The 21,237-nt window shown below is 69.5% G+C and carries 18 protein-coding genes; 8 read left to right on the top strand and 10 right to left on the bottom strand.

What is annotated here, in order from left to right:
- Positions 1 to 282 precede the first annotated feature (282 nt).
- Entirely contained in the window at positions 283 to 1,788 is a 1,506-nt protein-coding gene (gene arfA, locus DEJ19_RS13995; protein WP_110865198.1) for an arabinosylfuranosidase ArfA, read from the top strand.
- Positions 1,789 to 2,285: 497 nt separating this feature from the next.
- Here the strand turns inward: arfA and DEJ19_RS13990 are convergent, their stop codons facing one another.
- Positions 2,286 to 3,311 (bottom strand): LacI family DNA-binding transcriptional regulator, encoded by a 1,026-nt coding sequence (locus DEJ19_RS13990; RefSeq protein WP_181438279.1) that lies wholly within the window; start codon positions 3,309 to 3,311, stop codon positions 2,286 to 2,288.
- A gap of 196 nt (positions 3,312 to 3,507) precedes the next feature.
- Here DEJ19_RS13990 and DEJ19_RS13985 point away from each other — a divergent pair, with 196 nt between their 5' ends.
- The 4 genes from DEJ19_RS13985 (at position 3,508) to DEJ19_RS13970 (ending at position 8,802) form a co-directional block, all read left to right on the top strand.
- Positions 3,508 to 4,452, top strand: a complete 945-nt coding sequence (locus tag DEJ19_RS13985; protein WP_027466150.1) for a carbohydrate ABC transporter permease — start codon at positions 3,508 to 3,510, stop codon at positions 4,450 to 4,452.
- Positions 4,449 to 5,420, top strand: a complete 972-nt coding sequence (locus tag DEJ19_RS13980) for a carbohydrate ABC transporter permease (protein ID WP_084740502.1) — start codon at positions 4,449 to 4,451, stop codon at positions 5,418 to 5,420. The genes DEJ19_RS13985 and DEJ19_RS13980 overlap by 4 nt, the downstream gene beginning before the upstream one ends.
- A gap of 96 nt (positions 5,421 to 5,516) precedes the next feature.
- Positions 5,517 to 6,851 (top strand): ABC transporter substrate-binding protein, encoded by a 1,335-nt coding sequence (locus tag DEJ19_RS13975; protein ID WP_171907769.1) that lies wholly within the window; start codon positions 5,517 to 5,519, stop codon positions 6,849 to 6,851.
- Positions 6,852 to 6,972: 121 nt separating this feature from the next.
- Complete coding sequence (locus DEJ19_RS13970) at positions 6,973 to 8,802, top strand: glycoside hydrolase family 35 protein (RefSeq protein WP_111233993.1); 1,830 nt, start codon at positions 6,973 to 6,975, stop codon at positions 8,800 to 8,802.
- A 121-nt stretch (positions 8,803 to 8,923) separates the two neighbouring features.
- Here DEJ19_RS13970 and DEJ19_RS13965 read toward each other — a convergent pair whose 3' ends face one another.
- Positions 8,924 to 9,388: a hypothetical protein gene (locus tag DEJ19_RS13965; RefSeq protein ID WP_111095884.1), complete on the bottom strand. Its 465-nt coding sequence runs from the start codon at positions 9,386 to 9,388 to the stop codon at positions 8,924 to 8,926.
- Complete coding sequence (locus tag DEJ19_RS13960) at positions 9,385 to 9,684, bottom strand: biopolymer transporter Tol (RefSeq protein ID WP_110865203.1); 300 nt, start codon at positions 9,682 to 9,684, stop codon at positions 9,385 to 9,387. The genes DEJ19_RS13965 and DEJ19_RS13960 overlap by 4 nt, the downstream gene beginning before the upstream one ends.
- Positions 9,685 to 9,728: 44 nt before the next feature.
- Here DEJ19_RS13960 and DEJ19_RS13955 point away from each other — a divergent pair, with 44 nt between their 5' ends.
- Positions 9,729 to 10,802 carry a spore photoproduct lyase family protein gene (locus tag DEJ19_RS13955; protein WP_110865204.1) on the top strand — a complete coding sequence of 358 codons (1,074 nt, stop codon included), beginning with the start codon at positions 9,729 to 9,731 and terminating at the stop codon, positions 10,800 to 10,802.
- A 15-nt stretch (positions 10,803 to 10,817) separates the two neighbouring features.
- On the opposite strand, the gene DEJ19_RS13950 is transcribed toward DEJ19_RS13955, so the two are convergent.
- Both DEJ19_RS13950 and DEJ19_RS13945 read right to left on the bottom strand, forming a co-directional pair.
- Positions 10,818 to 11,918 carry an SDR family oxidoreductase gene (locus tag DEJ19_RS13950; protein ID WP_111233994.1) on the bottom strand — a complete coding sequence of 367 codons (1,101 nt, stop codon included), beginning with the start codon at positions 11,916 to 11,918 and terminating at the stop codon, positions 10,818 to 10,820.
- A 37-nt stretch (positions 11,919 to 11,955) separates the two neighbouring features.
- Entirely contained in the window at positions 11,956 to 12,354 is a 399-nt protein-coding gene (locus DEJ19_RS13945; protein WP_110865206.1) for a DUF3253 domain-containing protein, read from the bottom strand.
- Positions 12,355 to 12,435: 81 nt separating this feature from the next.
- On the opposite strand from DEJ19_RS13945, the gene DEJ19_RS13940 reads away from it, so the two are divergent.
- Positions 12,436 to 13,776 (top strand): alpha-amylase family glycosyl hydrolase, encoded by a 1,341-nt coding sequence (locus DEJ19_RS13940; protein WP_258377465.1) that lies wholly within the window; start codon positions 12,436 to 12,438, stop codon positions 13,774 to 13,776.
- Between the two features lie 99 nt (positions 13,777 to 13,875).
- Here DEJ19_RS13940 and mmsB read toward each other — a convergent pair whose 3' ends face one another.
- From mmsB to chvE, 3 genes are all read right to left on the bottom strand, one after another.
- Complete coding sequence (mmsB, locus tag DEJ19_RS13935) at positions 13,876 to 15,057, bottom strand: multiple monosaccharide ABC transporter permease (RefSeq protein WP_027466160.1); 1,182 nt, start codon at positions 15,055 to 15,057, stop codon at positions 13,876 to 13,878.
- Complete coding sequence (mmsA, locus tag DEJ19_RS13930) at positions 15,044 to 16,597, bottom strand: multiple monosaccharide ABC transporter ATP-binding protein (RefSeq protein WP_027466161.1); 1,554 nt, start codon at positions 16,595 to 16,597, stop codon at positions 15,044 to 15,046. Before mmsA ends, mmsB begins: the two co-directional genes overlap by 14 nt.
- Positions 16,598 to 16,697: 100 nt before the next feature.
- A complete protein-coding gene (chvE, locus tag DEJ19_RS13925; RefSeq protein ID WP_111029920.1) occupies positions 16,698 to 17,825 on the bottom strand; it encodes a multiple monosaccharide ABC transporter substrate-binding protein in 1,128 nt (375 codons plus the stop codon).
- 180 nt (positions 17,826 to 18,005) lie between these two features.
- Between chvE and DEJ19_RS13920 the strand changes: the two genes are divergently transcribed.
- A complete protein-coding gene (locus DEJ19_RS13920; RefSeq protein ID WP_111233995.1) occupies positions 18,006 to 19,055 on the top strand; it encodes a LacI family DNA-binding transcriptional regulator in 1,050 nt (349 codons plus the stop codon).
- A 252-nt stretch (positions 19,056 to 19,307) separates the two neighbouring features.
- Here the strand turns inward: DEJ19_RS13920 and DEJ19_RS13915 are convergent, their stop codons facing one another.
- Positions 19,308 to 20,261 (bottom strand): carbohydrate ABC transporter permease, encoded by a 954-nt coding sequence (locus DEJ19_RS13915; protein ID WP_027466164.1) that lies wholly within the window; start codon positions 20,259 to 20,261, stop codon positions 19,308 to 19,310.
- A gap of 4 nt (positions 20,262 to 20,265) precedes the next feature.
- On the bottom strand, positions 20,266 to 21,234 hold the full coding sequence (locus DEJ19_RS13910; protein WP_111095888.1) for a carbohydrate ABC transporter permease: 969 nt from the start codon (positions 21,232 to 21,234) through the stop codon (positions 20,266 to 20,268).
- Positions 21,235 to 21,237 lie beyond the last annotated feature (3 nt).

Below are 21,237 nucleotides of genomic sequence, written 5' to 3'. Positions count from 1 at the left end.
CGGGATGGGCCGGGCTCGGGAACAGGGTCGGTGCTCCCGCCGGAGCATCGCTGCTCCGAACCCGGAGCACTGCTGCTCCGGACACGGAACGACCTTCCGGTGCTCCGTGAGCGCTCACATTAGCGCTCGCTCCCGGCATCCGCCACCCCTTTCGCGACGGCGTGGAACCCGGTAGCGTTTCTGTCAGGTGAGCGCTCACTTTCGTGACGGCCCGCTTCGGTTCCCGTCCGTGGCCCCACCCGCTCCCCGCACGAACCGCACTGCCACGATCGAAGGAGATCCATGCCCCGCACACACCTCGTCCTCGACGCCGCGTTCACCGTGGGGCCGGTGCGACGTCGCCTGTTCGGCGGGTTCGTCGAGCACCTCGGCCGCCACGTCTACGACGGCATCCACGAGCCCACCCACGAGACCGCCGACGAGCACGGCTTCCGCAAGGACGTCGTCGAACTCGTCAAGGAACTCGGCGTCTCCGCCATCCGCTACCCCGGTGGCAACTTCGTCTCCGGGTACAAGTGGGAGGACGGCGTCGGCCCCGTCGAGCAGCGCCCCCGCCGCCTCGACCTGGCCTGGCACTCGACCGAGACCAACGAGGTCGGCCTGCACGAGTTCCAGCACTGGCTCGACCAGGTCGGCTCGGAGCTCATGCTCGCCGTGAACCTCGGCACCCGCGGCACGCAGGAGGCGATCGAGCTCCTCGAGTACGCGAACATCGACGCCGGGACCGCACTGTCCGAATACCGTCGTTCGAACGGTCGCCAGGAACCCTTCGCCATCAAGATGTGGTGCCTCGGCAACGAGATGGACGGCCCGTGGCAGCTCGGCCACAAGAACGCCGACGACTACGGCAAGCTCGCCGCCATGACCGCCAAGGCCATGCGGCAGATCCAGCCCGACCTCGAGCTCGTCGCCTGCGGTTCCTCCGGGGCGTCGATGCCGACGTTCGGCGAGTGGGAGCGCACCGTCCTCGAGCACACCTACGACGACGTCGACTACATCTCCGCGCACGCCTACTACGAGGAGGACGACGACCTGCCGTCGTTCCTCGCCTCGGGCGCCAACATGGACCACTTCATCAAGACGGTCACCACGGCCGCCGACCACGTCCAGGCGCAGAAGAAGTCCGACAAGCGCATCGACATCTCGTTCGACGAGTGGAACGTCTGGTCGATCAAGAAGTGGGAAGCGAAGGCCAAGACCTTCACGCTCGACGAGTGGCCCGTCGCCCCGCGTCTGCTCGAGGACGTCTACACCGTCGCCGACGCCGTCGTCGTGGGTGGCCTGCTCATCTCGCTGCTCCGCCACGCCGACCGCGTCGCCTCGGCCTCGCTCGCCCAGCTCGTCAACGTGATCGGCCCGATCATGACCGAGCCCGGTGGCCCGGCCTGGCGCCAGACGACCTTCTTCCCGTTCTCGGTCACCTCGCGCCTGGCGCAGGGCACCTCGCTGCAGGTCAAGGCCTCGGGTGACACGGTCGACGGTGGCAAGCACGGCGAGGTCCCGGTCGTGGACTCCGCCGCCACCGTGTCCGAGGACGGCAAGGCCGCGGTCTTCCTGATCAACCGCCACCCGTCCGAGCCGACCACGGTGACGATCGACCTGGCCGGCATCGGTGCGACCGGTGACGTCCACGCCGAGGGCGTCTGGGACGACGACCTGCACGCCGTGAACGACCTGGAGAACACCTCGCGCGTGGGGCTCCGCACGAACGAGTCGGTCCGCCGCGAGGGCGACACCGTCACGATCGAGCTCCCGCCGGTCTCCTGGACCGCCGTCTCGATCGGCTGACAAGGCGCCTCGGCGCACGCCACGGCGGGCGTCGAGTGAGCACAGAGGACGTCGGGCGCTCGCGCCCGACGTCCTCTGCTCGTTGCGGGGGTGCGGCGGGCGGCGCGAGCCGGGCGCGACTTCACGGGGTGAGCGACACCTCACGGGGTGACGGGCGCGTGGACTGTCGCTGGGCCCGTGACGTGGCCCGCGCGGCGGCCGGGAGGCCCGTGGCGGCCTGGCACCGGGCCTCCCGTCCGGCATGTGGTTGCCAAAGCGACAGGTGGTCGGCAGTTAGCCGGGTCAGGTCCGCGAAACCGACAGTTCTCCACGGACGTTCGGCGCGATTCTGTCGCTTTCGCGGAAAGGGCCGTGGCGTCGCGGCGCGGCGGCCGGGAGGCCCGTGCCGGCCTGGCACCGGGCCTCCCGGCCGGCATGTGCGCGAGTTCACGGGCTGGGCGACAGATCACGGGGGCGTGCGCACGTGATGTGGCGGTGAGCGCGAAACGCGCGCCGCGTCAGCGCGCCGGCGGCGGCGCCGTGCTCGCGCGCTCGACGAGCCGCACCGGCACCAGGTCTGCCGCGACGCTGACCCGCTCGCCGTCGATCTGGGCGAGCAGGTTCGCGACCGCTCGGCGGCCGACCTCGTCGAAGGACTGGTGCACGGTGGTGAGCGGCGGCCAGAACGAGTCGGACTCGGGGGAGTCGTCGAACCCCACCACGCTGAGCGACGACGGCACCGGGCGTCCGGACTCGTGTGCGGCGCGCAGGACACCGAGGGCGGTCTGGTCGTTCGCGGCGAACACCGCGGTGATCTCCGGGCGTGCGGCGATCTCGAGCCCGGCCTCGTAGCCGTGCTCGGTCGTCCAGCCGCCGCGGAACACCGGGGGCACCGGTCGACCGGCGCGCGTCAGGGTGTCCTGCCACGCGGCGAGGCGACGTGCGGCCGAGTACGACGACTCCGGCCCGGCGACGTGCCAGACGGTCTCGTGCCCGAGGTCGAGCAGGTGCTGCGTGGCCTGTCGGGCGCCGTCGGCCTGGTCGGTGTCGATCGCGGGGTGGTCGGTGCTGCCCGTGGAGTCGATGATGACCATCGGCACGCCGTCGGGCAGCACGACCTCGGCGGTGTCGATGATGTGCGACTCGATGATGATCACGACGCCGTCGACGGCCTGTTCGTGCAGGCGCGAGAACGCGGAACGGACGCCCGCTTCGGTGCGCGAGGCCATCGGCAGCAGGGTGATCGTGAAGTCGGCGACCCCGGCGGCGTCGGCGATCGCCTCGAGCGTGCGCATGTTGCCGAAGGACGCGAGCGTGAACATGATCACGCCGATCGTGCGGAAGCGGCCGGAGCGCAGGGCACGGGCGGCACGGTTGGGCCGGTAGCCGAGGGACTCCATCGCGCGCTGGACGCGGTCGCGGGTCTCCGGGCTGACGTTGTCGAAGCCCCGGGCGACGCGCGAGACCGTCTGCATCGACACTCCGGCGGCGTCGGCCACGGCGGCCATCGAGGGGGCGCGGCGGGTGCCGGCGGGGGACTCCATCGTCACGCTGGCGCTCCTTCCGGATCGAGGGGCCGAACGGACGGCCTCCCCGGACGCTAGCGCATGTTGACGTTGCCATGCTATCGTCGCGTCGTTCGATGTTGACGTCAACATCGGTGACCGCCCGGACATCCTGATCCGGCCCGGGCCGAGCCGCCGACATCGACCACCCGAACGCAGCAGACGAAGGAGTCACATGAGCACGCTCGCAGCGCGCCCCGGTGAGGCAGCACCGCGCCCCACCGCCGAGCGCCCCGCCGGCCGCCGCCCCAAGCCGCGGGGACGGTTCACCGGATGGCTGTTCGTCGGCCCGTTCGTCGTCGTCCTGGTCCTGATGCTCATCGTGCCGATCGGCTACGCGCTCTGGCTCAGCCTGTTCCGCGACCAGCTCATCGGTGGCAACCAGTTCGTCTGGTTCGCCAACTACGTGCAGCTCTTCCAGGACGCCAAGTTCTGGTCCGGGTTCGGTCGGGTGGCGATCTTCCTGGTCGTCCAGGTGCCGATCATGCTCGGCCTCGCGCTCGTCGCCGCCCTGGCCCTGGACAGCGCCCGGCTGTGGGGGACGAGCTTCTTCCGCATCGCGGTGTTCCTGCCCTACGCCGTTCCCGGTGTCGTCGCGGCCTTGATCTGGGGCTTCATCTACGGCAACCAGTTCGGGCTGACGGGCGCCGCGAACGACGCGCTCGGCATCGACCTGCTGCAGCCGTTCAGCCCGAGCTGGGTCCTGACGTCGATCGGCAACGTGGTCACGTGGGAGTTCCTGGGCTACAACATGCTGATCTTCTACGCCGCACTCCGCACCGTCCCCGGTGAGCTGTACGAGGCGGCCGAGCTCGACGGCGCCGGCCCGATGCGCACGGTCTTCTCGATCAAGCTCCCGGCGCTCCGCGGCCCGATGGTCATCGCCACGATCTTCTCGATCATCGGCAGCTTCCAGCTCTTCAACGAGCCGAACCTGCTCAAGACGCTCGCCCCGAACGTCATCGGCAGCGCCTTCACCCCGAACATGTACGCCTACTCGCTGTCCTTCAGCGGTCAGCAGTTCAACTACTCCGCCACGGTCGCGATCGTGATGGGCGTGATCACCGCGGTGATCGCCTACGTCGTCCAGGTCCGCGGCACCCGCGAGGAGAACCGATGAGCACCATCCAGCACCCCGCCGGGCCCGCAGCGGCCACGGTGACCGAGGCGACCACGACGCAACGTGCGCCGCGCACCCGCTCGATCCGCGCCTCCAGGAAGGCAGACCAGCACGTCGACGGACGCAAGCCGAAGCGTTCCGGCCTGCTGACCGCGGTCATGGTCGTCTTCGTCGTGTACTCGTTCGCGCCGCTGTTCTACCTGCTCGTGAACAGCACGAAGACGCAGGCGTCGCTGCTCTCCACGTTCGGTCTGTGGTTCGGCGGGGACTTCAACCTCTGGCAGAACATCGTCGACACGCTGACGTACAACGACGGCATCTTCCTGCAGTGGTTCGGCAACACGCTGCTCTACGTCGTCGTCGGTGCCGGCGGGGCCACCCTGCTCGCCACCGTCGCGGGCTACGGCATGGCGAAGTTCCAGTTCCCCGGACGCCGCGCGGTCTTCGCCGTCGTCCTCGGCGCCATCGCGGTCCCCGGCACGGCCCTGGCGGTCCCGACCTTCCTGCTGTTCTCGCAGGTCGGCCTGACCAACACCCCGTGGGCGATCATCCTGCCCTCGCTGATCAGCCCGTTCGGCATGTACCTGATCTGGACCTACGCGGTCGACGCGATCCCGGCCGAACTGCTCGAGGCCGCCCGCATGGACGGCGCCGGTGAGTTCCGGATCTTCTTCACGATCGCGCTCCGCCTGCTCGCGCCCGGTGTCGTCACCGTCCTGCTGTTCGCGGTCGTCGCCACCTGGAACAACTACTTCCTGCCGCTCATCATGCTGAGCGACCCGAAGTGGTACCCGCTGACGGTCGGCCTGAACCAGTGGAACGCGCAGGCCACCGGGTCCGGCGCGCAGCCGATCTACAACCTCGTCGTCACGGGATCGCTCCTCACGATCATCCCGATCGTGGTCGCGTTCCTCTTCCTCCAGCGCTTCTGGCAGTCCGGCCTCGCGGCCGGGTCGGTCAAGGCCTGATCCCTTGGACAGGAGGCCCGTGGCGACCCCGCCCCTGTCCTCCGGTCCGGCACACAGCAGCACCACCCCCTCCACGAAGAAGTGAAAGGCACTCCCATGAACAAGCGTCTCCGGCGCGGCCTCAGCGCCCTCGCCATCGGCGTCACCGCCGCGATCGCCCTCGCCGCGTGCGCCTCCGGCGGCTCCGGCTCCGGCGGATCGGCCGACGACATCGACAAGGCCCTGCAGGACGGTGGCACCCTGACCTACTGGTCGTGGACCCCGTCGGCGAAGGCTCAGGTCGCCGCGTTCGAGAAGCAGTACCCCAAGGTGAAGGTCAAGCTCGTCAACGCCGGCACCGGTGCCGACCAGTACACGAAGCTGCAGAACACGATCAAGGCCGGCTCGGGCGCCCCCGACGTCGCCCAGGTCGAGTACTACGCCCTGCCGCAGTTCGCCCTGTCCGAGTCGCTGCTCGACCTGTCGAGCTACGGCTTCGACTCGCTCGAGAAGGACTTCGCGAAGAGCACCTGGAGCTCGGTGTCGATCGACGGCAAGGTCTACGGCCTGCCGCAGGACTCCGGCCCCATGGCGCTGTTCTACAACAAGAAGGTCTTCGACAAGCACGACATCGCCGTGCCGAAGACCTGGGACGAGTACGTCACCGCGGCCAAGAAGCTGCACGAGGCGGACCCGAAGGCCTACATCGCGGCGGACTCCGGCGACGCCGGCTTCACCACGAGCATGATCGCCCAGGCCGGTGGCACCCCCTTCACCACCGACGGTGACAAGGTGACCATCAACCTGCAGGACGAGGGCACAAAGAAGTGGACGAGCACCTGGAACGAGCTCGTCGAGCAGGGCCTGCTGTCGAAGACGGTCGGCTGGACCGATGACTGGTACAAGCAGCTCGGCAACGGTGAGATCGCCACGATGATCACCGGCGCCTGGATGCCCGGCAACCTGGAGTCCGGCGTCGCCCAGGCCTCGGGTGACTGGCGCGTCGCCCCGATGCCGACCTACGACGGTGGCACCGCCCAGACCGCGAACAACGGCGGCAGCGCCCAGGTCGTCATGAAGCAGTCGAAGAACCCGGCCCTCGCCGCGGGCTTCCTCAAGTGGCTGAACTCCTCGAAGGAGTCCACGAAGGTCTTCATGGAGTCCGGCGGCTTCCCGTCGACCACCGCTGACCTCGACTCGTCGGCGTTCCTCGACGAGAAGCCGGAGTACTTCGGCGGCCAGCAGATCAACAAGGTGCTCGTCGACGCGTCGAAGTCCTCGGACAACGACTTCACCTACCTGCCGTACCAGGTGTACGCGAACAGCGTCTACGCCGACACCGTCGGCCAGGCGTACGAGAACGGCACCTCGCTCGACGCCGGCCTGCAGGCCTGGCAGAAGGCCCTCGCCAAGTACGGCAAGGACCAGGGCTTCACGGTCTCGTCGAAGTAGTTCGACAGCATCCCCGCGGGGCCGTGCGGACACGTCCGCACGGCCCCGCTCCACGCCCGGCCCGGCCTGACGCCTGGCCCCGCTCCACGCCCGGCCCGGCCGGCAACGAAAGAACCACACCATGCGCTTCGCCATCGGCGACACCGACTTCCTGCTCGACGGCGAGCCGCACCGGGTCCTGTCCGGCGCGATCCACTACTTCCGCGTCCACCCCGACCTGTGGGCCGACCGGATCCGCAAGGCGAAGCTGATGGGCCTCAACACCATCGAGACCTACGTCGCCTGGAACGCGCACGCGCCGTCGCCCGGGGAGTTCGACCTGTCGGGTGGCCTGGACCTCGGCCGCTTCCTCGACCTCGTCGCCGCCGAGGGCATGCACGCCATCGTCCGCCCCGGCCCCTACATCTGTGCCGAGTGGACGAACGGCGGTCTGCCGTACTGGTTGTTCGCCGACGGTTCCGTGGGTGTCCGGCGCAACGAGCCCGGGTTCCTCGCAGCGGTCGAGACGTACCTGCAGCACCTGGCCCCCGTGCTGGTCCCGCGGCAGATCGACCAGGGCGGGCCCATCGTCCTGGTGCAGGTCGAGAACGAGTACGGCGCCTACGGCTCCGACCCCGGGTACCTGCGCGCACTCGAGCAGATGCACCGCGACATCGGGCTGACCGTCCCCTTCACGAGCGTGGACCAGCCGATGGGCACGATGCTCGAGGACGGCTCCCTGCCCTCGCTGCACAAGACCGGTTCGTTCGGCTCACGCTCCGCCGCCCGGCTCGAGCGCCTGCGGCAGGCCCAGCCCACCGGGCCCCTGATGTGCTCGGAGTTCTGGGACGGCTGGTTCGACAGCTGGGGCGAGCACCACCACACCACGCCGGCGTCCGCCAGTGCCGAGGACCTCGACGTCCTCCTCGCCGCCGGCGGCTCGGTGAACATCTACATGTTCCACGGCGGCACGAACTTCGGCTTCACGAACGGCGCGAACGACAAGGGCGTCTACCGTCCGATCGCGACGTCGTACGACTACGACGCCCCGCTCGACGAGGCCGGCCGACCGACCGAGAAGTTCCACGCCTTCCGTGCGGTGATCGCGCGCTATGCGCCCGTCCCGCCGCTGCCCGCGACGATGGAGCCCGGTGGGTCGGGTCGCCTCGGTCCCGTGGCCGCATCCGGCGACGGCCTGGAGGCCCGGATCACCCCCGCCACTGACCTCGCCGTCCGTCTGGACCGCGTCGCGTCGCTCCGTTCCCTGCTGCCCACGCTCACGACGTGGTCCGCGCACGACGAGCCGCCGACGTTCGACGCCCTCGGGGCCGCGAGCGGCTTCGTCGCCTACCGCGCCGAGGTCGAGCTGCCCACCGGCGGGGTGCTGACCGTCGGCACCGAGGTGCGTGACCGCGCGATCGTGTCGGCCGACGGTGTCGTGGTCGGCGTCCTGGAGCGCGAGCACCACGACCGCGCCATCGCCCTGCCACCGGTCACCGGCACGCTCGAGCTCCTCGTCGAGGACCAGGGCCGCGTCGACTACGGCGTCCGCATCGGCGAGCCGAAGGGCCTGATCGGGGGCGTCTCGATCGACGGCGTCCCGGTGGCCCGGTGGACGGCATCGCCGCTCGCCCTCGACCCCATCGCCCCGGCCGCCGTGACCGCGCTGTCCGAGGTCGTTCCGACCGGCGGCGAGGTGCTCGCCGGACCGACGTTCGCAGCTGGCTCGTTCGACCTCGACACCGTGGACGACCGGTACCTGTCGCTCGACGGGTTCCGGAAGGGTGTCGCCTGGGTCAACGGGTTCTGCCTCGGCCGGTACTGGTCGCGAGGCCCGCAGCAGACCCTGGCGATCCCGGGGCCGGTGCTCCGCCACGGTCGCAACGAGCTCGTCGTGCTCGAGCTGCACGCCGCCGCGTCCCGCACCGCGTGCCTGCTCGTCGAGCCGGACCTGGGTCACACCGAGGCCTAGTCGCGCGGCCCGGTCGAATCGGGCCCGCGGCCAGGTCGAACCGGGCGTCCCTGGTCAAATCGGGCGTACGTGGTCGGAAGTTTCGACCAGGTACGCCCGATTCTGCTTTCCATCGCGGGCGTCATGGGACGTTTCGGACCTCGCGAGCCGCCGCCCACGCTCGAACTTCGAGGAGTGCCTCGCGTCGCCACCGCCAGAGCGGAGCGAACTTCGTGCCGTCGTCCTCCCGTGCCCGGGTCAGCAGCCAGATCTGCCGTCGGTGTTCGGCCCCGTGATCGTCGCGCCACTCGACGAACGCGTCGTCGAGCACCGCGGTGATCCCCGCACGCGGGGCGGTCCAGGACGAGAGGAAGCCGGAGTACCGGAGGGTGTCGTCGCACAGGTGCACGGCGACGCGTCGGAGCCTGGCCGTGGCCCAGGTCCCGCCGGCGATGAAGGCGACACCGAGGACGAAGACGAACACCCGCGCCGATGCTCCGGGCACGAAGGCCACGCCCGCGAGTGCGACTCCCGTCCCGATCATCACCGGGCCGAACACGATGAGGTTCAGGATGCGATCCGGGCGCGGTGGACGGATCGTCGTCACGGCAGAGCGTCCAGGTCGGCGAGGGCCTGCTCGGCATCGGCGATCCGGTCGGCCTCGGGGCGGGTCCACCACTCGGGGCCGCGTTCGCCCAGCCCGTGCTTGGCCAGGCCGTTCCGGTGCCGCGCCGCCGCCAGGGCCTCGTCATCGCCCGCGCGCTTCGCGGTCTTCACAGCGTTGCGCCCGCGCCCCAGGTGGGAGCGGAGCGCGGCGGCGAGTTCCTCGGGCAGGGCGGGGTCGGTGCGGCGCCAGCGTCGGCCGTCCACGACGAAGAAGTGGTCGTCGGGTTCAGCGGTCATGGTCCGAGTCTGCACCGTCGGTGGTGCCGGGTAGACAGGAGCTGATGAGCCACGAACGCGTCCGCCCGATGCTCGACGTCCGGCGCATCTACGCCGAGCCGGCCGCCCTCGAACTGCAGCGTGGGCAGGAGATCGTCGGGCGCTGGCCTGACGCCGAGATCGTCCCGGTCGAGTCGCACTGGAACATCCCCGAGGTGCACGGCGACGAACGGAACGTCCAGCGCTGGGTGCGGATCAAGACCGAGGCGCTCGTGCTCGGTGTGAAGAAGTCGCTGGTGACCCGGCCGAACGGCCGCTCCGCCGACTTCATCGCACCGTCCACCGCGAACGGCTGCGCGATGGCGTGCGCCTACTGCTACGTACCGCGGCGCAAGGGCTACAGCAACCCGGTGACGGTGTTCGCGAACATCGACCAGATCACCAAGCACGTGGCGCGGAACATCGCCAAGCAGGGGCCGAAGACCGAACCGAACCAGTGCGACCCGGAAGCCTGGGTCTACGACATCGGCGAGAACAGCGACTGCTCGGTCGACGCGATGATCAGCGACAACGTCCGCGACCTTTGCGACCTGTTCCGGATGACCCCGACGGCCAAGGCCTCGTTCGCCACGAAGTACGTCAACCGCGACCTGCTCGACTGGGACCCGATGGGTCGGACCCGGATCCGTTTCTCGCTGATGCCGCACGAGACCGCGAAGGTCACCGACATCCGTACGAGCCCGATCGCCGAGCGCATCGCCGCGGTGAACGACTTCGTCGACGCCGGGTACGAGGTCCACCTGAACTTCTCGCCGGTCATCCTCACGCCGACGTGGGAGTCGGACTGGGCCGAGATGCTCCGGCAGGTCGACGACGTGCTGTCCCCGGCCGCCAAGGCGCAGCTCGCGGCCGAGGTGATCTTCCTGACCCACAACCAGCCCCTGCACGAGATCAACCTCGGGTGGCACCCCAAGGCCGAGGACCTGCTGTGGCGTCCGGACCTGCAGGAGCAGAAGGTGTCCCAGAACGGTGCCGTGAACGTGCGCTACCGGTCCGGCATGAAGGGGCAGCTCGTCGAGCGCTTCCGCGAACTCGTGGCCGAGCACCTGCCGTCCTGCCGGATCCGGTACGCCTTCTGACCGGCCCCCGACGGATCAGGGGATGAGGCGGTCGGCCCGGTACCGGGCGAACAGGTCCGCGAAGGCCTGCTCGGTCCGGCGGAACGCCGTGAACCCGGCGTCGCGGCTCTTCCCCATGTCGGTGACGACCTCCATCGCACGACCGAGGTCGGCGTCGGTGTGCCACCACGAGGCGAGCCGGGTGATGTCGGCCTCGGCGAGTCCGTGGCGCTCGGCGATGCCGGCCCACTCGGACTCGTACGGCGCCATCTGCTCCTCGAGCGGTCGCGGAGCGTCCTCGTAGCCCACGACGCGCGCGGGGTCGACACCGAGGTGCGCGGCCAGGCGCGGCCACATCCAGCGCCACCGGAAGACGTCACCGTTGACGATGTTGAACGGCTCGTCCGCACCCTCGGGTGACGTCGAGGCCCACACCATGTGCTCGGCGAGGATGCCGGCGTCGGTCATGTCCGTCAGGCCGTTCCACTGTGCCTCGCTGCCCGGGAACACGAAGTCCAGGTCGAGTTCCTTCGCCAGCGTGGCCTGCACGGCGAGTGTGAGGCCCATGTTCATGGCGTTGCCGACCGCGTGCCCGATCACGGTGTGCGAGCGGTGCACGGACCAGGTGAACCCCTGGCGTTCGGCAGCTGCGAAGAGCTCGTCCTCTTGCGCGTAGTAGAAGTTCGGGGTGTCGAGGCGCGGTTCCTCCTCGTGGAAGGGGGTGTCGGGCATCTCGCCGGCGGCGTACGCCTCGAACGGGCCGAGGTAGTGCTTCAGGCCGGTGACCAGGGCGACGTGCTCGAGCGGAGCGTGCGACAGCGCCGCGAGCAGGTCGCGGACCATGCCGCCGTTGACGCGGATGTTCTCCGCCTCGGTGTCCTGCCGCTGCCAGGCGGTGAAGAAGACGTGGGTCGGGTGCTCGTCGGCGAGTGCGGCCGCCAGGCTCTCGGGGTCGCGCAGGTCGGCCGCGACGGTCCGGACGCCCTGTTCAGCGAGCGGTCGGCGGGAGAGCGCCGTCACGTCCCAGCCCAGGTCGAGCAGGTGGCGCACCAGGGCGGAACCGGTGATGCCACTGGCTCCGACGACCAGGGCTTCGCGGCGGGCAGAGGTCTGTTCGGTCGATCCGGTTGCAGTCATCCTTCGATGCAACCGACGTTGAACGACACGTGTTCCCTCACCGCGGACGGCGGATGCGGATCGGGCCCTTGGCGGTCGACGGGTCGACGACCGACCCGCCCTGGGTGATCTCGACCTCGCCGCGCGCCACCATGCGCCGGGCGGCTCGACGTGCGGGCTCCATCAGCGGTCGCCAGTCGTCCGGGTCGAGTGAGCGTGCGACCTCGGACGGGCAGATGCTCGAGGTCCGCGCCCGTGCCGCGAGCAGTTCGTCGATGCGCTGCTCGAGGGCCCGGTCGGTGTCGTCGAGGCCGTGTCGACGGCAGGCTCCGGAACACCACTTCGCCTCCGGCGCCGCGGAGGACGGCATCCGTCGCCCGCACGAGGCGCAGGTCCGTTCGGCGTGTGTCGACTCCGATGCCGACGCATCGGCTTCCGTCCTGATCGCCCGTCCCATGGCCCCATCCTCGTCCTGCTCGGCGGGGCGGCACACAGCGACCACGCACACGGTCCAGGTGCGCCTGGCAGCATCGGAGCGGTGAACCCCGACACCGCCCCCGCCCGTCCGTCCGAGCCGGCCTGGGTCCAGCACGTGATGTGGTGGCACGTCTACCCGCTCGGCTTCGTCGGCGCCGAGGTCCGTCCGACGGCACCAGTGGGCGAGCGTCCGCTCGAACACCGCCTCGACCGCCTGACCGGGTGGCTCGACCACGTCGTCGACCTCGGTCTGAACGGCCTGTTGCTCGGCCCGGTGTTCGCGAGCTCGACCCACGGGTACGACACGGTCGACCACTTCCACATCGACCCGCGCCTGGGCGACGACGCCGGCTTCGACGCCCTGGTCGCCGCGGCCCACGAGCGGGGCGTGCGGGTGCTGCTGGACGGGGTGTTCAACCACGTCGGCCGGGAGCACCCGGCGTTCCGTGCGTTGTCGGACCACGGCCCGGAGGCACCGACCGCCGGCCTGTTCGCCATCGACTGGTCCGGGTGGCACCCGGGGCAGCCCGTGCCCGTCGGGCTGTTCGAGGGCCACGACATCCTCGTCGCGCTCGACCACGACAGTCGCGCCACCGAGGACCTCGTGGTGGAAGTGATGACGCACTGGCTGGCCCGCGGCGTCGACGGTTGGCGGCTCGACGCGGCGTACGCGGTGCCGCCAGCGTTCTGGGCGCGGGTGCTGCCGCGGGTGCGGGAGCGGTTCCCGGACGCCTGGTTCAGCGGCGAGGTGATCCACGGCGACGCGGCGGCGATCGCGCGCGACTCGACGATGGACTCGCTGACCCAGTACGAGTTGTGGCAGGGGATCTGGCACGGCATCGCGGACCGCAACGGCCACGAGCTCGCGCACGCGATCGAGCGGCACGACGCGCTGCTGGCCACCTTCGCCCCGACGACGTTCGTCGGCAACCACGACGTCACCCGGATCGCGAGTGCGGTGGGGGAGCGGTTCGCCGGGCATGCCGCCGCGGTGCTGTTCACGGTGGCGGGGACCCCGGTGGTCTACGCGGGCGACGAGTACGGCTGGACCGGGGTGAAGGAGGAACGTGAGGGCGGCGACGACGCGGTCCGCCCGGAGTTCCCGGCCGAGGTGCCGGAGCCGACGGACCTGACCCACGCGTACGAGGCGCTCATCGCCCTGCGTCGCCGGAACCCGTGGCTGCACCGCGCACACACCGACGTCGTGCACCTGACCAACACCGCCGTGGTGCTGCGGACCGCGACGGCGGACGCCGCCGTGGTGACCGCCCTGAACCTGTCGGACGATCCCGTCGAGGTGCCCGTGGCCGACGCGACGCAGGTCGAGGCGGGCGGGGCCGATCTCGGGGACGGGACCCTGCGCCTCCCGGCCGGGGGTTGGGCCGTCCTGTCGCGTTCGTGAGCAGAAACGGTCGGGTCCCCATCGAGGACCCGACCGTTTCTGCTCACCAAGCGAACACGCGCACGCACACGCGCGCACGCGCGCGCACGCCCGAACGCGCTACTTGCGCGCGGACGCCGCCCGGCGCTTGTTGAACACGTCGAACGCGACGGCGGCGAGCAGCACCAGGCCCTTGATCAGGGACTGGAACTCGGTGCCGACACCGAGGATCGACATGCCGTTGTTCAGCAGACCGATGATCAGACCACCGACGATGGCTCCCGGCACGGTGCCGATGCCACCGGTGACGGCCGCGCCACCGATGAAGACGGCAGCGATGGCGTCGAGCTCGAAGCCGTTGCCCGCGCCCGGTGCCGCCAGGTTGAGCTGGCCGGTGAAGACCACGCCCGCCAGGGCCGAGATGACACCCATGTTGACGAAGAGCAGGAACGTCACGCGCTTCGTCTTCACACCCGACAGCTGCGCGGCCAGGGCGTTGCCACCGATCGCGTAGATGTGGCGGCCGAACACCGCGCTCCGCATGACGACCGAGTAGATCACCACGAGGGCGCCGAGCACGACGAGCACGATCGGGGTGCCGTTGTAGCTGGCGAGCAGGAGCGCCACGTAGATCACGAGCACGGCGCCGAACGCCGTCTTCACGATGAACCAGGCGAACGGCTCGCTCTCGAGCTGGTACTTGCGACGCGTGATGCGACCGCGGAACGCGGCGATCACCATGACGGCCGCGGCGGCGAAGCCGAGGATCATCGTGAGCGGCTCGTACCCGGTGGTGCCGAAGGACGGCAGGAAGCCGGAGCCGAGCGAGCGGAAGCCGGCGGGGAACGGCGAGATCTGCTGGTTCTGCAGGACGATCTGCGCCGCGCCGCGGAACGCGAGCATGCCCGCCAGCGTCACGATGAACGCCGGGATCCCGAAGTAGGCGATCCAGAAGCCCTGCCAGGCGCCGACGAGTGCACCGACCACCAGGCACAGCACGACCGCGATCGGCCACGGGATGTTCCACTGCGTGATCATCACGCCGGCCATGGCACCGGTGAAGGCGACCACCGACCCGACCGACAGGTCGATGTGTCCGGCGATGATGACCATGACCATGCCGATGGCCAGGATGAGGATGTAGCTGTTCTGGACGATCAGGTTCGAGACGTTGATCGGGGCCAGCGTGATGCCGTTCGTGGTCACCTGGAAGAAGATGACGATGACGATCAGCGCGATGAACAGGCCGATCTGTCGGAGCTGCCCGGTGAGGTAGCCGACGGCGGACTTAAGCGCGTTCATTGACAGGGGTCTCCCGTTCCTGGGTCATGTACTGCATGAGGACCTCGGGCGTCGCCTCGGCGCGCGGGACGTCGGCCGTGATGGTGCCCTCGGAGAGGGTGTAGATGCGGTCGCAGATGCCGAGCAGTTCGGGGAGCTCGGAGGAGATCACGATGACCGCCTTCCCCTGGTCGGCGAGCTGGTTGATGATCGTGTAGATCTCGTACTTCGCGCCGACGTCGATGCCGCGGGTCGGCTCGTCGAGGATGAGCACGTCGGGGTCGGCGTACATCCACTTCGACAGGACGACCTTCTGCTGGTTCCCGCCGGAGAGCTTTCCGGTCACGACGTCGACGTTCGGCGCCTTGATGTTGAGGCTCTTGAGGAACTGGGTCGCGACGGTGGTCTCCTCCGAGGAGTTCACGAAGCCCCAGTTGGCGAGCTTGCCGAGTGCCGACCCGGAGATGTTCCGCTTGATGTCGTCGATCAGGTTCAGGCCGTACCGCTTGCGGTCCTCGGTGACGTAGGCGATGCCGTTGTCGATCGCCTGCGAGACGGTGTGCGTCTTGATCGGGGTGCCGCGCTTGTAGACGGTGCCGCTGATGCCGGTGCCGTAGGACTGCCCGAAGACGCTCATCGCGAGTTCCGTGCGGCCGGCGCCCATGAGCCCGGCGATGCCGACGACCTCGCCGGCGCGGACGTTGAGGTTGGCCTGGTGGATGATCTCGCGCGACGAGTCGAGCTGGTGGTGGACGGTCCAGTCCTCGATCCGCAGCAGTTCCTCGCCGATGACGGGGTTCTCGCGCTCGGGGTACCGGTTCGACAGGTCACGGCCGACCATCCCGCGGATGATCCGGTCCTCGGACACGTCGTCGGCCCGCATGTCGAGCGTCTCGATGGTCTTGCCGTCGCGGATGATCGTGACCTTGTCCGCGATCGCCTTGATCTCGTTGAGCTTGTGGCTGATGATGATCGCCGTCATCCCCTCGGCCTGCAGCGAGCGGATGAGCTCGAGCAGGTGCGCGGAGTCGTCGTCGTTCAGCGCGGCGGTGGGCTCGTCGAGGATGAGGAGCTTCACCTCCTTCGAGAGCGCCTTCGCGATCTCGACGAGCTGCTGCTTGCCGACACCGAGGTCGACGACCTTGGTGACGGGGTTGTCCTTCAGCCCGACGCGCTTGAGCAGCTCGGCGGCCGTCAGGTTCGTCTTGTTCCAGTCGATGAAGCCGCCCTTGGACTGCTCGTTGCCGAGGAAGATGTTCTCGGCGATCGACAGGAAGGGGCTGAGCGCCAGCTCCTGGTGGATGATGACGACGCCCGCAGCCTCGGAGTCGTTGATGTTCGCGAACCGCACGGGTTCGCCGTCGAGCAGGATCTCGCCGTCGAAGGAGCCGGCCGGGTAGACACCCGACAGCACCTTCATGAGCGTCGACTTGCCCGCGCCGTTCTCGCCGCAGATCGCGTGGACCTGGCCGCGCTCGACCTCGATCGAGACACCCTGCAGGGCCTTGACGCCGGGGAACGTCTTGGTGATGTCCCGCATCTCGAGGATGGTGTCCGCCATGTGGACGCCTTTCCGTCGTGCGCGCGTGCGCGCTGGTGGAGACGGACTGGAGGCGCGGTGCGGGCTGGCACCGCGCCTCCGGTCCGTGAGATGGGCCTGACTACTTCAGGTCGGCTTCGGTGTAGTACCCGGAGTCCACGAGGACTTCCTTGTAGTTGTCCTTCGTGACGACCGTCGGCTGGAACAGGAAGGTCGGGACGACCTTGACCTTGTTGTCGTAGCTCTTCGTGTCGTTGACCTCGGGGTCCTTGCCGGTGAGCAGGTCCTCGGCCATGGTGACGGACTGCTTGGCGAGCTTGCGCGTGTCCTTGTAGATCGTCGAGTACTGCTGGCCGGCGATGATCGACTTGACCGAGGCGGCCTCGGCGTCCTGGCCCGTGACCGTCGGGAGCGGACGGTCGCTCGTGCCGTACCCGGCGCCCTGGAGCGCCGAGATGATGCCGATCGAGATGCCGTCGTACGGCGAGAGCACGCCGTCGAGCGTGGTGCCGCCCGAGTAGGACTTCGCGATCAGGTTCTGCATGCGGGCCTTGGCCGTGGCCGGGTCCCACTGCTGCGTCGCGGCCTGGGACAGCTCGTCCTGGCCGGACTGGATCTTCAGCGTGCCGTCCTCGAGGTACGGCTTGAGCGTCTTCATGGCGCCGTTGAAGAAGAACCCGGCGTTGTTGTCGTCGAGCGAGCCGGCGAAGACCTCGATGTTGAAGGGGCCCTTCTCGCCGGTCTTCTTGCCGTCCGCGTCGAGCACGCCCAGGCCGGTGAGCAGGCTGTTCGCCTGGTCGACGCCGACCTTCTCGTTGTCGAAGGACACGTAGTAGTCGACGTTCTTGTTGCCCGTGAGCAGGCGGTCGTACGAGATCACCTTGATGCCGGCCTTGGCGGCGGCGTCGAGCTGGTCGGAGAGTGCGCCACCGTCGATCGACGCGATGATCAGGACCTTCGCGCCCTTGGTGATCATGTTGCTGACCTGCTGGGCCTGCTGCTGGACCTTGTTGTCGCCGTACTCGAGGTCGACCTTGTAGCCGGCCTTCTCGAGGTCGCTCTTGACGGCGTTGCCGTCCTTGATCCACCGCTCGGAGACCTTGGTGGGCATGGCGACGCCGACGAGGGCGCCCTTGTTGTCGCCGCTGCCGCCACCATCGGTGGACGCACGGCCGCCGGCCGAGCAAGCGGCCAGCGAGATCGCGATGCCGACGGCTGCGACGCCCGCGATGATCCTGCGCTTCATCATCGAAGTACCTCTGTTCCTTCGCGTCGTCCTCGACGCGGTCGGGTGCCGGGGCTGCTGTGCCCCGTGGGATGCGCTCGTGTGAGCGCTCACATCTTGTGGGTTCCGTGACGGGGTGTCAACTCAACACCGCCGTTTCGTGATCTTGCCGCGGCGACCGGACCGAGCGGTACGGTTGGCCACGTGAGCACCACGACCGCCCCCGAGGGCAGGGGCGGCAAGCGCCGGAAGGCCCCGACGATCTTCGACGTCGCCGAACGCGCCGGCGTGTCCCACCAGACCGTCTCCCGCGTGATCAACGGCGATCCGACCGTCCGCGAGCAGTTCCGGACGCAGGTCACCGACGCCGTCACCGAGCTCGGGTACCGGCCCCGCGCCGCCGCCCGGGCGCTCGCCGGCGGGCGGAGCAAGGTGCTCGGCATCATCACCGCCGGCGACGCGCTGTACGGTCCGTCGAGCACCTCGATCGGCTTCGAACGGGCGGCCCGCTCCGCCGGTTACCACGTGCTGCTGTCGACCCTGCCCGAGGAACCGCGGCCGTCCGACCTGTCCGGGGCGCTCACCACGCTGCTCGCACAGGACGTCGCCGCGATCGTGCTGGTCGCCGCCGACAACCGGGTGCTCGACGCCCTCGCATCGCTCACCGTGCCGGTCACGGTGCCCGTCGTGGTGTCGAACGCGGTGCAACGAGACGCCGTCCGGACCCCGGTCGCGCCGAGCGTCGCCGCCGTCGCCATCGACCAGGCGGCCGGCACCTCGCTCGTCATGCAGCACCTGTTCGACCGCGGACACCGTCGGATCGTGCACATCGCCGGGCCGCACGTGTCGCAGGAGTCCGAGGTGCGCCGGGCCACCTACGTGCGGATCATGCAGGACGCCGGGCTCGAACCGGTCGTGCTCGAGGGCGACTGGACCCCGGCGAGCGGCTTCGCGGCCGCCCGGCACATCGACGTGGGGACGGTCGACGCCGTCTTCGCGGGCAACGACCAGATGGCGCTCGGAGTGCTGCACGCCTTCGCCGACGAGGGGCTGCGGGTGCCCGACGACATCGCGGTCGTGGGGTTCGACGACGTCCCCGAGGCGGCGCACTTCACGCCGCCGCTGACCACCGTGCGGCAGGACTTCCGGGCGATGGGGGAGCGGGTGCTCGACACCGTGCGTGCCCTGGTCGAGGGAGAGCCCCGCGACGAGACGCTGCTCGCGCCCGAGCTGGTGGTGCGGCGCAGCACGTAGCGCCCCGTCGCACCGTGCGGCGGTGTGCGGGTGGTGCGAGGTTCTTCCCTGCGCGGGCCCGCGGCGCACGGTGCGGCGTTGTGCGGCCGGTGCGAGGTTGATCGCTCGGTGCGGCGCTACAGTCGCGCACCGAGCGGTCAACCCCGCACCGACCGAGCGGCCGCGGACGGTGCGAAGCCGCGCACAACCCCGCACCGACCGAGGGGCCGCGCACGGTGCGAAGCCGTGCACGACCCCGAGCTGACCCGACCGTCAGCCCTTCAACGCCCCGGACGACAGCCCGGCGACGTAGAACCGTTGCAACCCGACGTACAGCGCGATGCACGGGATCATCGCCACCACCGACCCGGCGACGAGGTTGCCGTACGACACCTGCCCGTACGCCCCGGTCTGCAGGTTGAGCAGCGCGACGGGCAGCGTGTACAGCGAGTCCTTCGTCAGGAACGTCAGGGCTCCGAGGAACTCCGTCCACGACGCCAGGAACGCGTAGAGCGCCGCGGTCGCCGCCCCGGGCAGGAGCAGCGGGCGGAGCACCGACACGACGACCCGGAAGCGCGAGGCCCCGTCGACGAAGGCCGAGTCCTCGAGCTCGGTGGGGATCGACTCGAACGCGTTCCGCATCACGAACACCCCGAACGGCAGGTTCACCGTCGTGTAGAACAGCACGAGCCCGAGCAGCGAGTTCGTCAGCCCCATGGCGTTCATCTCGAGGTACAGCGGCGTGAGGATGGCCTGGAACGGCACCATCATCGTCAGCAGCACCAGGCCGAACACGAGGCCGGCGCCCCGGAACCGGAAGCGCGCGAACCCGTAGCCCGCCATGGTCGCGATCACCGCGGTCAGCACCGCCGTGGCGATCGACACGATGAGCGAGTTCACGACGCCGGTGAGCAGGTGCGACGACGAGGCGAACACGGCGGCGAAGTTCTGCCACCCGAGCTGGAAGAACGTCGCCGGGTCGGGGGCCTGCGTGATGACGGCCTCGGACTGGAACGCCCGCAGGATCGACCAGATGAGCGGGACGCCGAACACGAGCGCGGAACCGATGCCGGCGATGGCGTACAGGGTGCGCTTGACGGTGGTGTCGCGGGGGTGCTGGACGCTGCCCTGCTGGTGGCGCCGACGTCGGCCGTCACCCGTGGTGGTCAGGGTCCTGGTGGACAGGTCCGGCGCCGCGAGGGCCGCACGGGAGGTCGTGGTGCTCATGGCGTCAGTCCTTCTCTCGCAGTGCCCAGAACTGGAACACCGTCACGGCGGCGATCACCACGACGAGGGCGATCGACTGGGCGGTCGCCGCTCCGAGCTGTAGGTTCACGAACCCGCGGTTGTAGATCGCGTTCACGATCGTGGTGGTCTCGGTGCCCGGTCCGCCCTGGGTCAGGATGTAGAACTGGTTGAAGGCGAGCAGCGATCCGATCACCGAGATGATGACGCTCAGCGCGACGGTGGAGCGGATCATCGGGAACGTGATGAGGCGTTCGGTCTGCCACCAGGAGGCCCCCTCGAGCTGCGCCGACTCGTAGACCTCGTCGGGGACGCCCTGCATCGCCGACATGAGCAGCACCATGGTCAGTCCGGACACCGCCCAGACCACGAGTACGCAGATGAGCAGTGTCGCCAGCGGGCCGTTCACGAGCCACGCGGTGCTGCCGTCGGTGATCCCGAGCCAGCGGAGCACCATGTTCACGGCGCCGGAGTTCGGCTGCGCCTCGAGCACGAGCATGAACGAGAGTGTCGTCAGCCCGACCACGTACGGCAGGAAGAACACCGTCCGCAGGATCGTGCTGCCACGGCGACGGGCCCGGACGAGCACGGCGAGGAAGTACCCGAGCGCCAGGATCGGCAGGGTCACGATCGCCGTGTACAGCAGCGTGTAGCCGATCGCGTGCACGAACGTCGGGTCCTGGAACAGCGTCAGGTAGTTCTGCAGCCCGATGAACCGGTACGGGCCGATCAGGGGCCAGTTCGTGAACGAGATGTAGAGCGCGAACACGAGCGGCACGAGCACGAAGACGGCGACGAACAGGATCGCCGGGGCGACGAGGACGGCGCCGGTGCGCGGCGGGTGGGTGAGCGAGTTGCGGGTCCGGACGGAGCCGCCACGCCCCGGGCCGCGGCCCACGGTGGGACGGCCCGGGCCGGTCCGGGCGGCGGGGCGCCGGGTGGAGATGGTCGACATGCG

The organism is Curtobacterium sp. MCSS17_016, assembly GCF_003234255.2.
Lineage (GTDB): Bacteria > Actinomycetota > Actinomycetes > Actinomycetales > Microbacteriaceae > Curtobacterium > Curtobacterium flaccumfaciens.
Note: the sequence above shows the minus strand (reverse complement) of the source record. Positions and strands in the feature narration are given on the sequence as shown.

Coding starts and splice junctions, on each gene's coding strand:
- mmsA (WP_027466161.1), bottom strand. CDS start 16,597: ATGGCGGACACCATCCTCGAGATGCGGGACATCACCAAGACGTTCCCC.
- DEJ19_RS13975 (WP_171907769.1), top strand. CDS start 5,517: ATGAACAAGCGTCTCCGGCGCGGCCTCAGCGCCCTCGCCATCGGCGTC.
- DEJ19_RS13910 (WP_111095888.1), bottom strand. CDS start 21,234: ATGTCGACCATCTCCACCCGGCGCCCCGCCGCCCGGACCGGCCCGGGC.
- mmsB (WP_027466160.1), bottom strand. CDS start 15,057: ATGAACGCGCTTAAGTCCGCCGTCGGCTACCTCACCGGGCAGCTCCGA.
- DEJ19_RS13945 (WP_110865206.1), bottom strand. CDS start 12,354: ATGGGACGGGCGATCAGGACGGAAGCCGATGCGTCGGCATCGGAGTCG.
- chvE (WP_111029920.1), bottom strand. CDS start 17,825: ATGATGAAGCGCAGGATCATCGCGGGCGTCGCAGCCGTCGGCATCGCG.
- DEJ19_RS13990 (WP_181438279.1), bottom strand. CDS start 3,311: ATGGAGTCCCCCGCCGGCACCCGCCGCGCCCCCTCGATGGCCGCCGTG.
- DEJ19_RS13980 (WP_084740502.1), top strand. CDS start 4,449: ATGAGCACCATCCAGCACCCCGCCGGGCCCGCAGCGGCCACGGTGACC.
- arfA (WP_110865198.1), top strand. CDS start 283: ATGCCCCGCACACACCTCGTCCTCGACGCCGCGTTCACCGTGGGGCCG.
- DEJ19_RS13970 (WP_111233993.1), top strand. CDS start 6,973: ATGCGCTTCGCCATCGGCGACACCGACTTCCTGCTCGACGGCGAGCCG.
- DEJ19_RS13960 (WP_110865203.1), bottom strand. CDS start 9,684: ATGACCGCTGAACCCGACGACCACTTCTTCGTCGTGGACGGCCGACGC.
- DEJ19_RS13955 (WP_110865204.1), top strand. CDS start 9,729: ATGAGCCACGAACGCGTCCGCCCGATGCTCGACGTCCGGCGCATCTAC.
- DEJ19_RS13915 (WP_027466164.1), bottom strand. CDS start 20,261: ATGAGCACCACGACCTCCCGTGCGGCCCTCGCGGCGCCGGACCTGTCC.
- DEJ19_RS13950 (WP_111233994.1), bottom strand. CDS start 11,918: ATGACTGCAACCGGATCGACCGAACAGACCTCTGCCCGCCGCGAAGCC.
- DEJ19_RS13985 (WP_027466150.1), top strand. CDS start 3,508: ATGAGCACGCTCGCAGCGCGCCCCGGTGAGGCAGCACCGCGCCCCACC.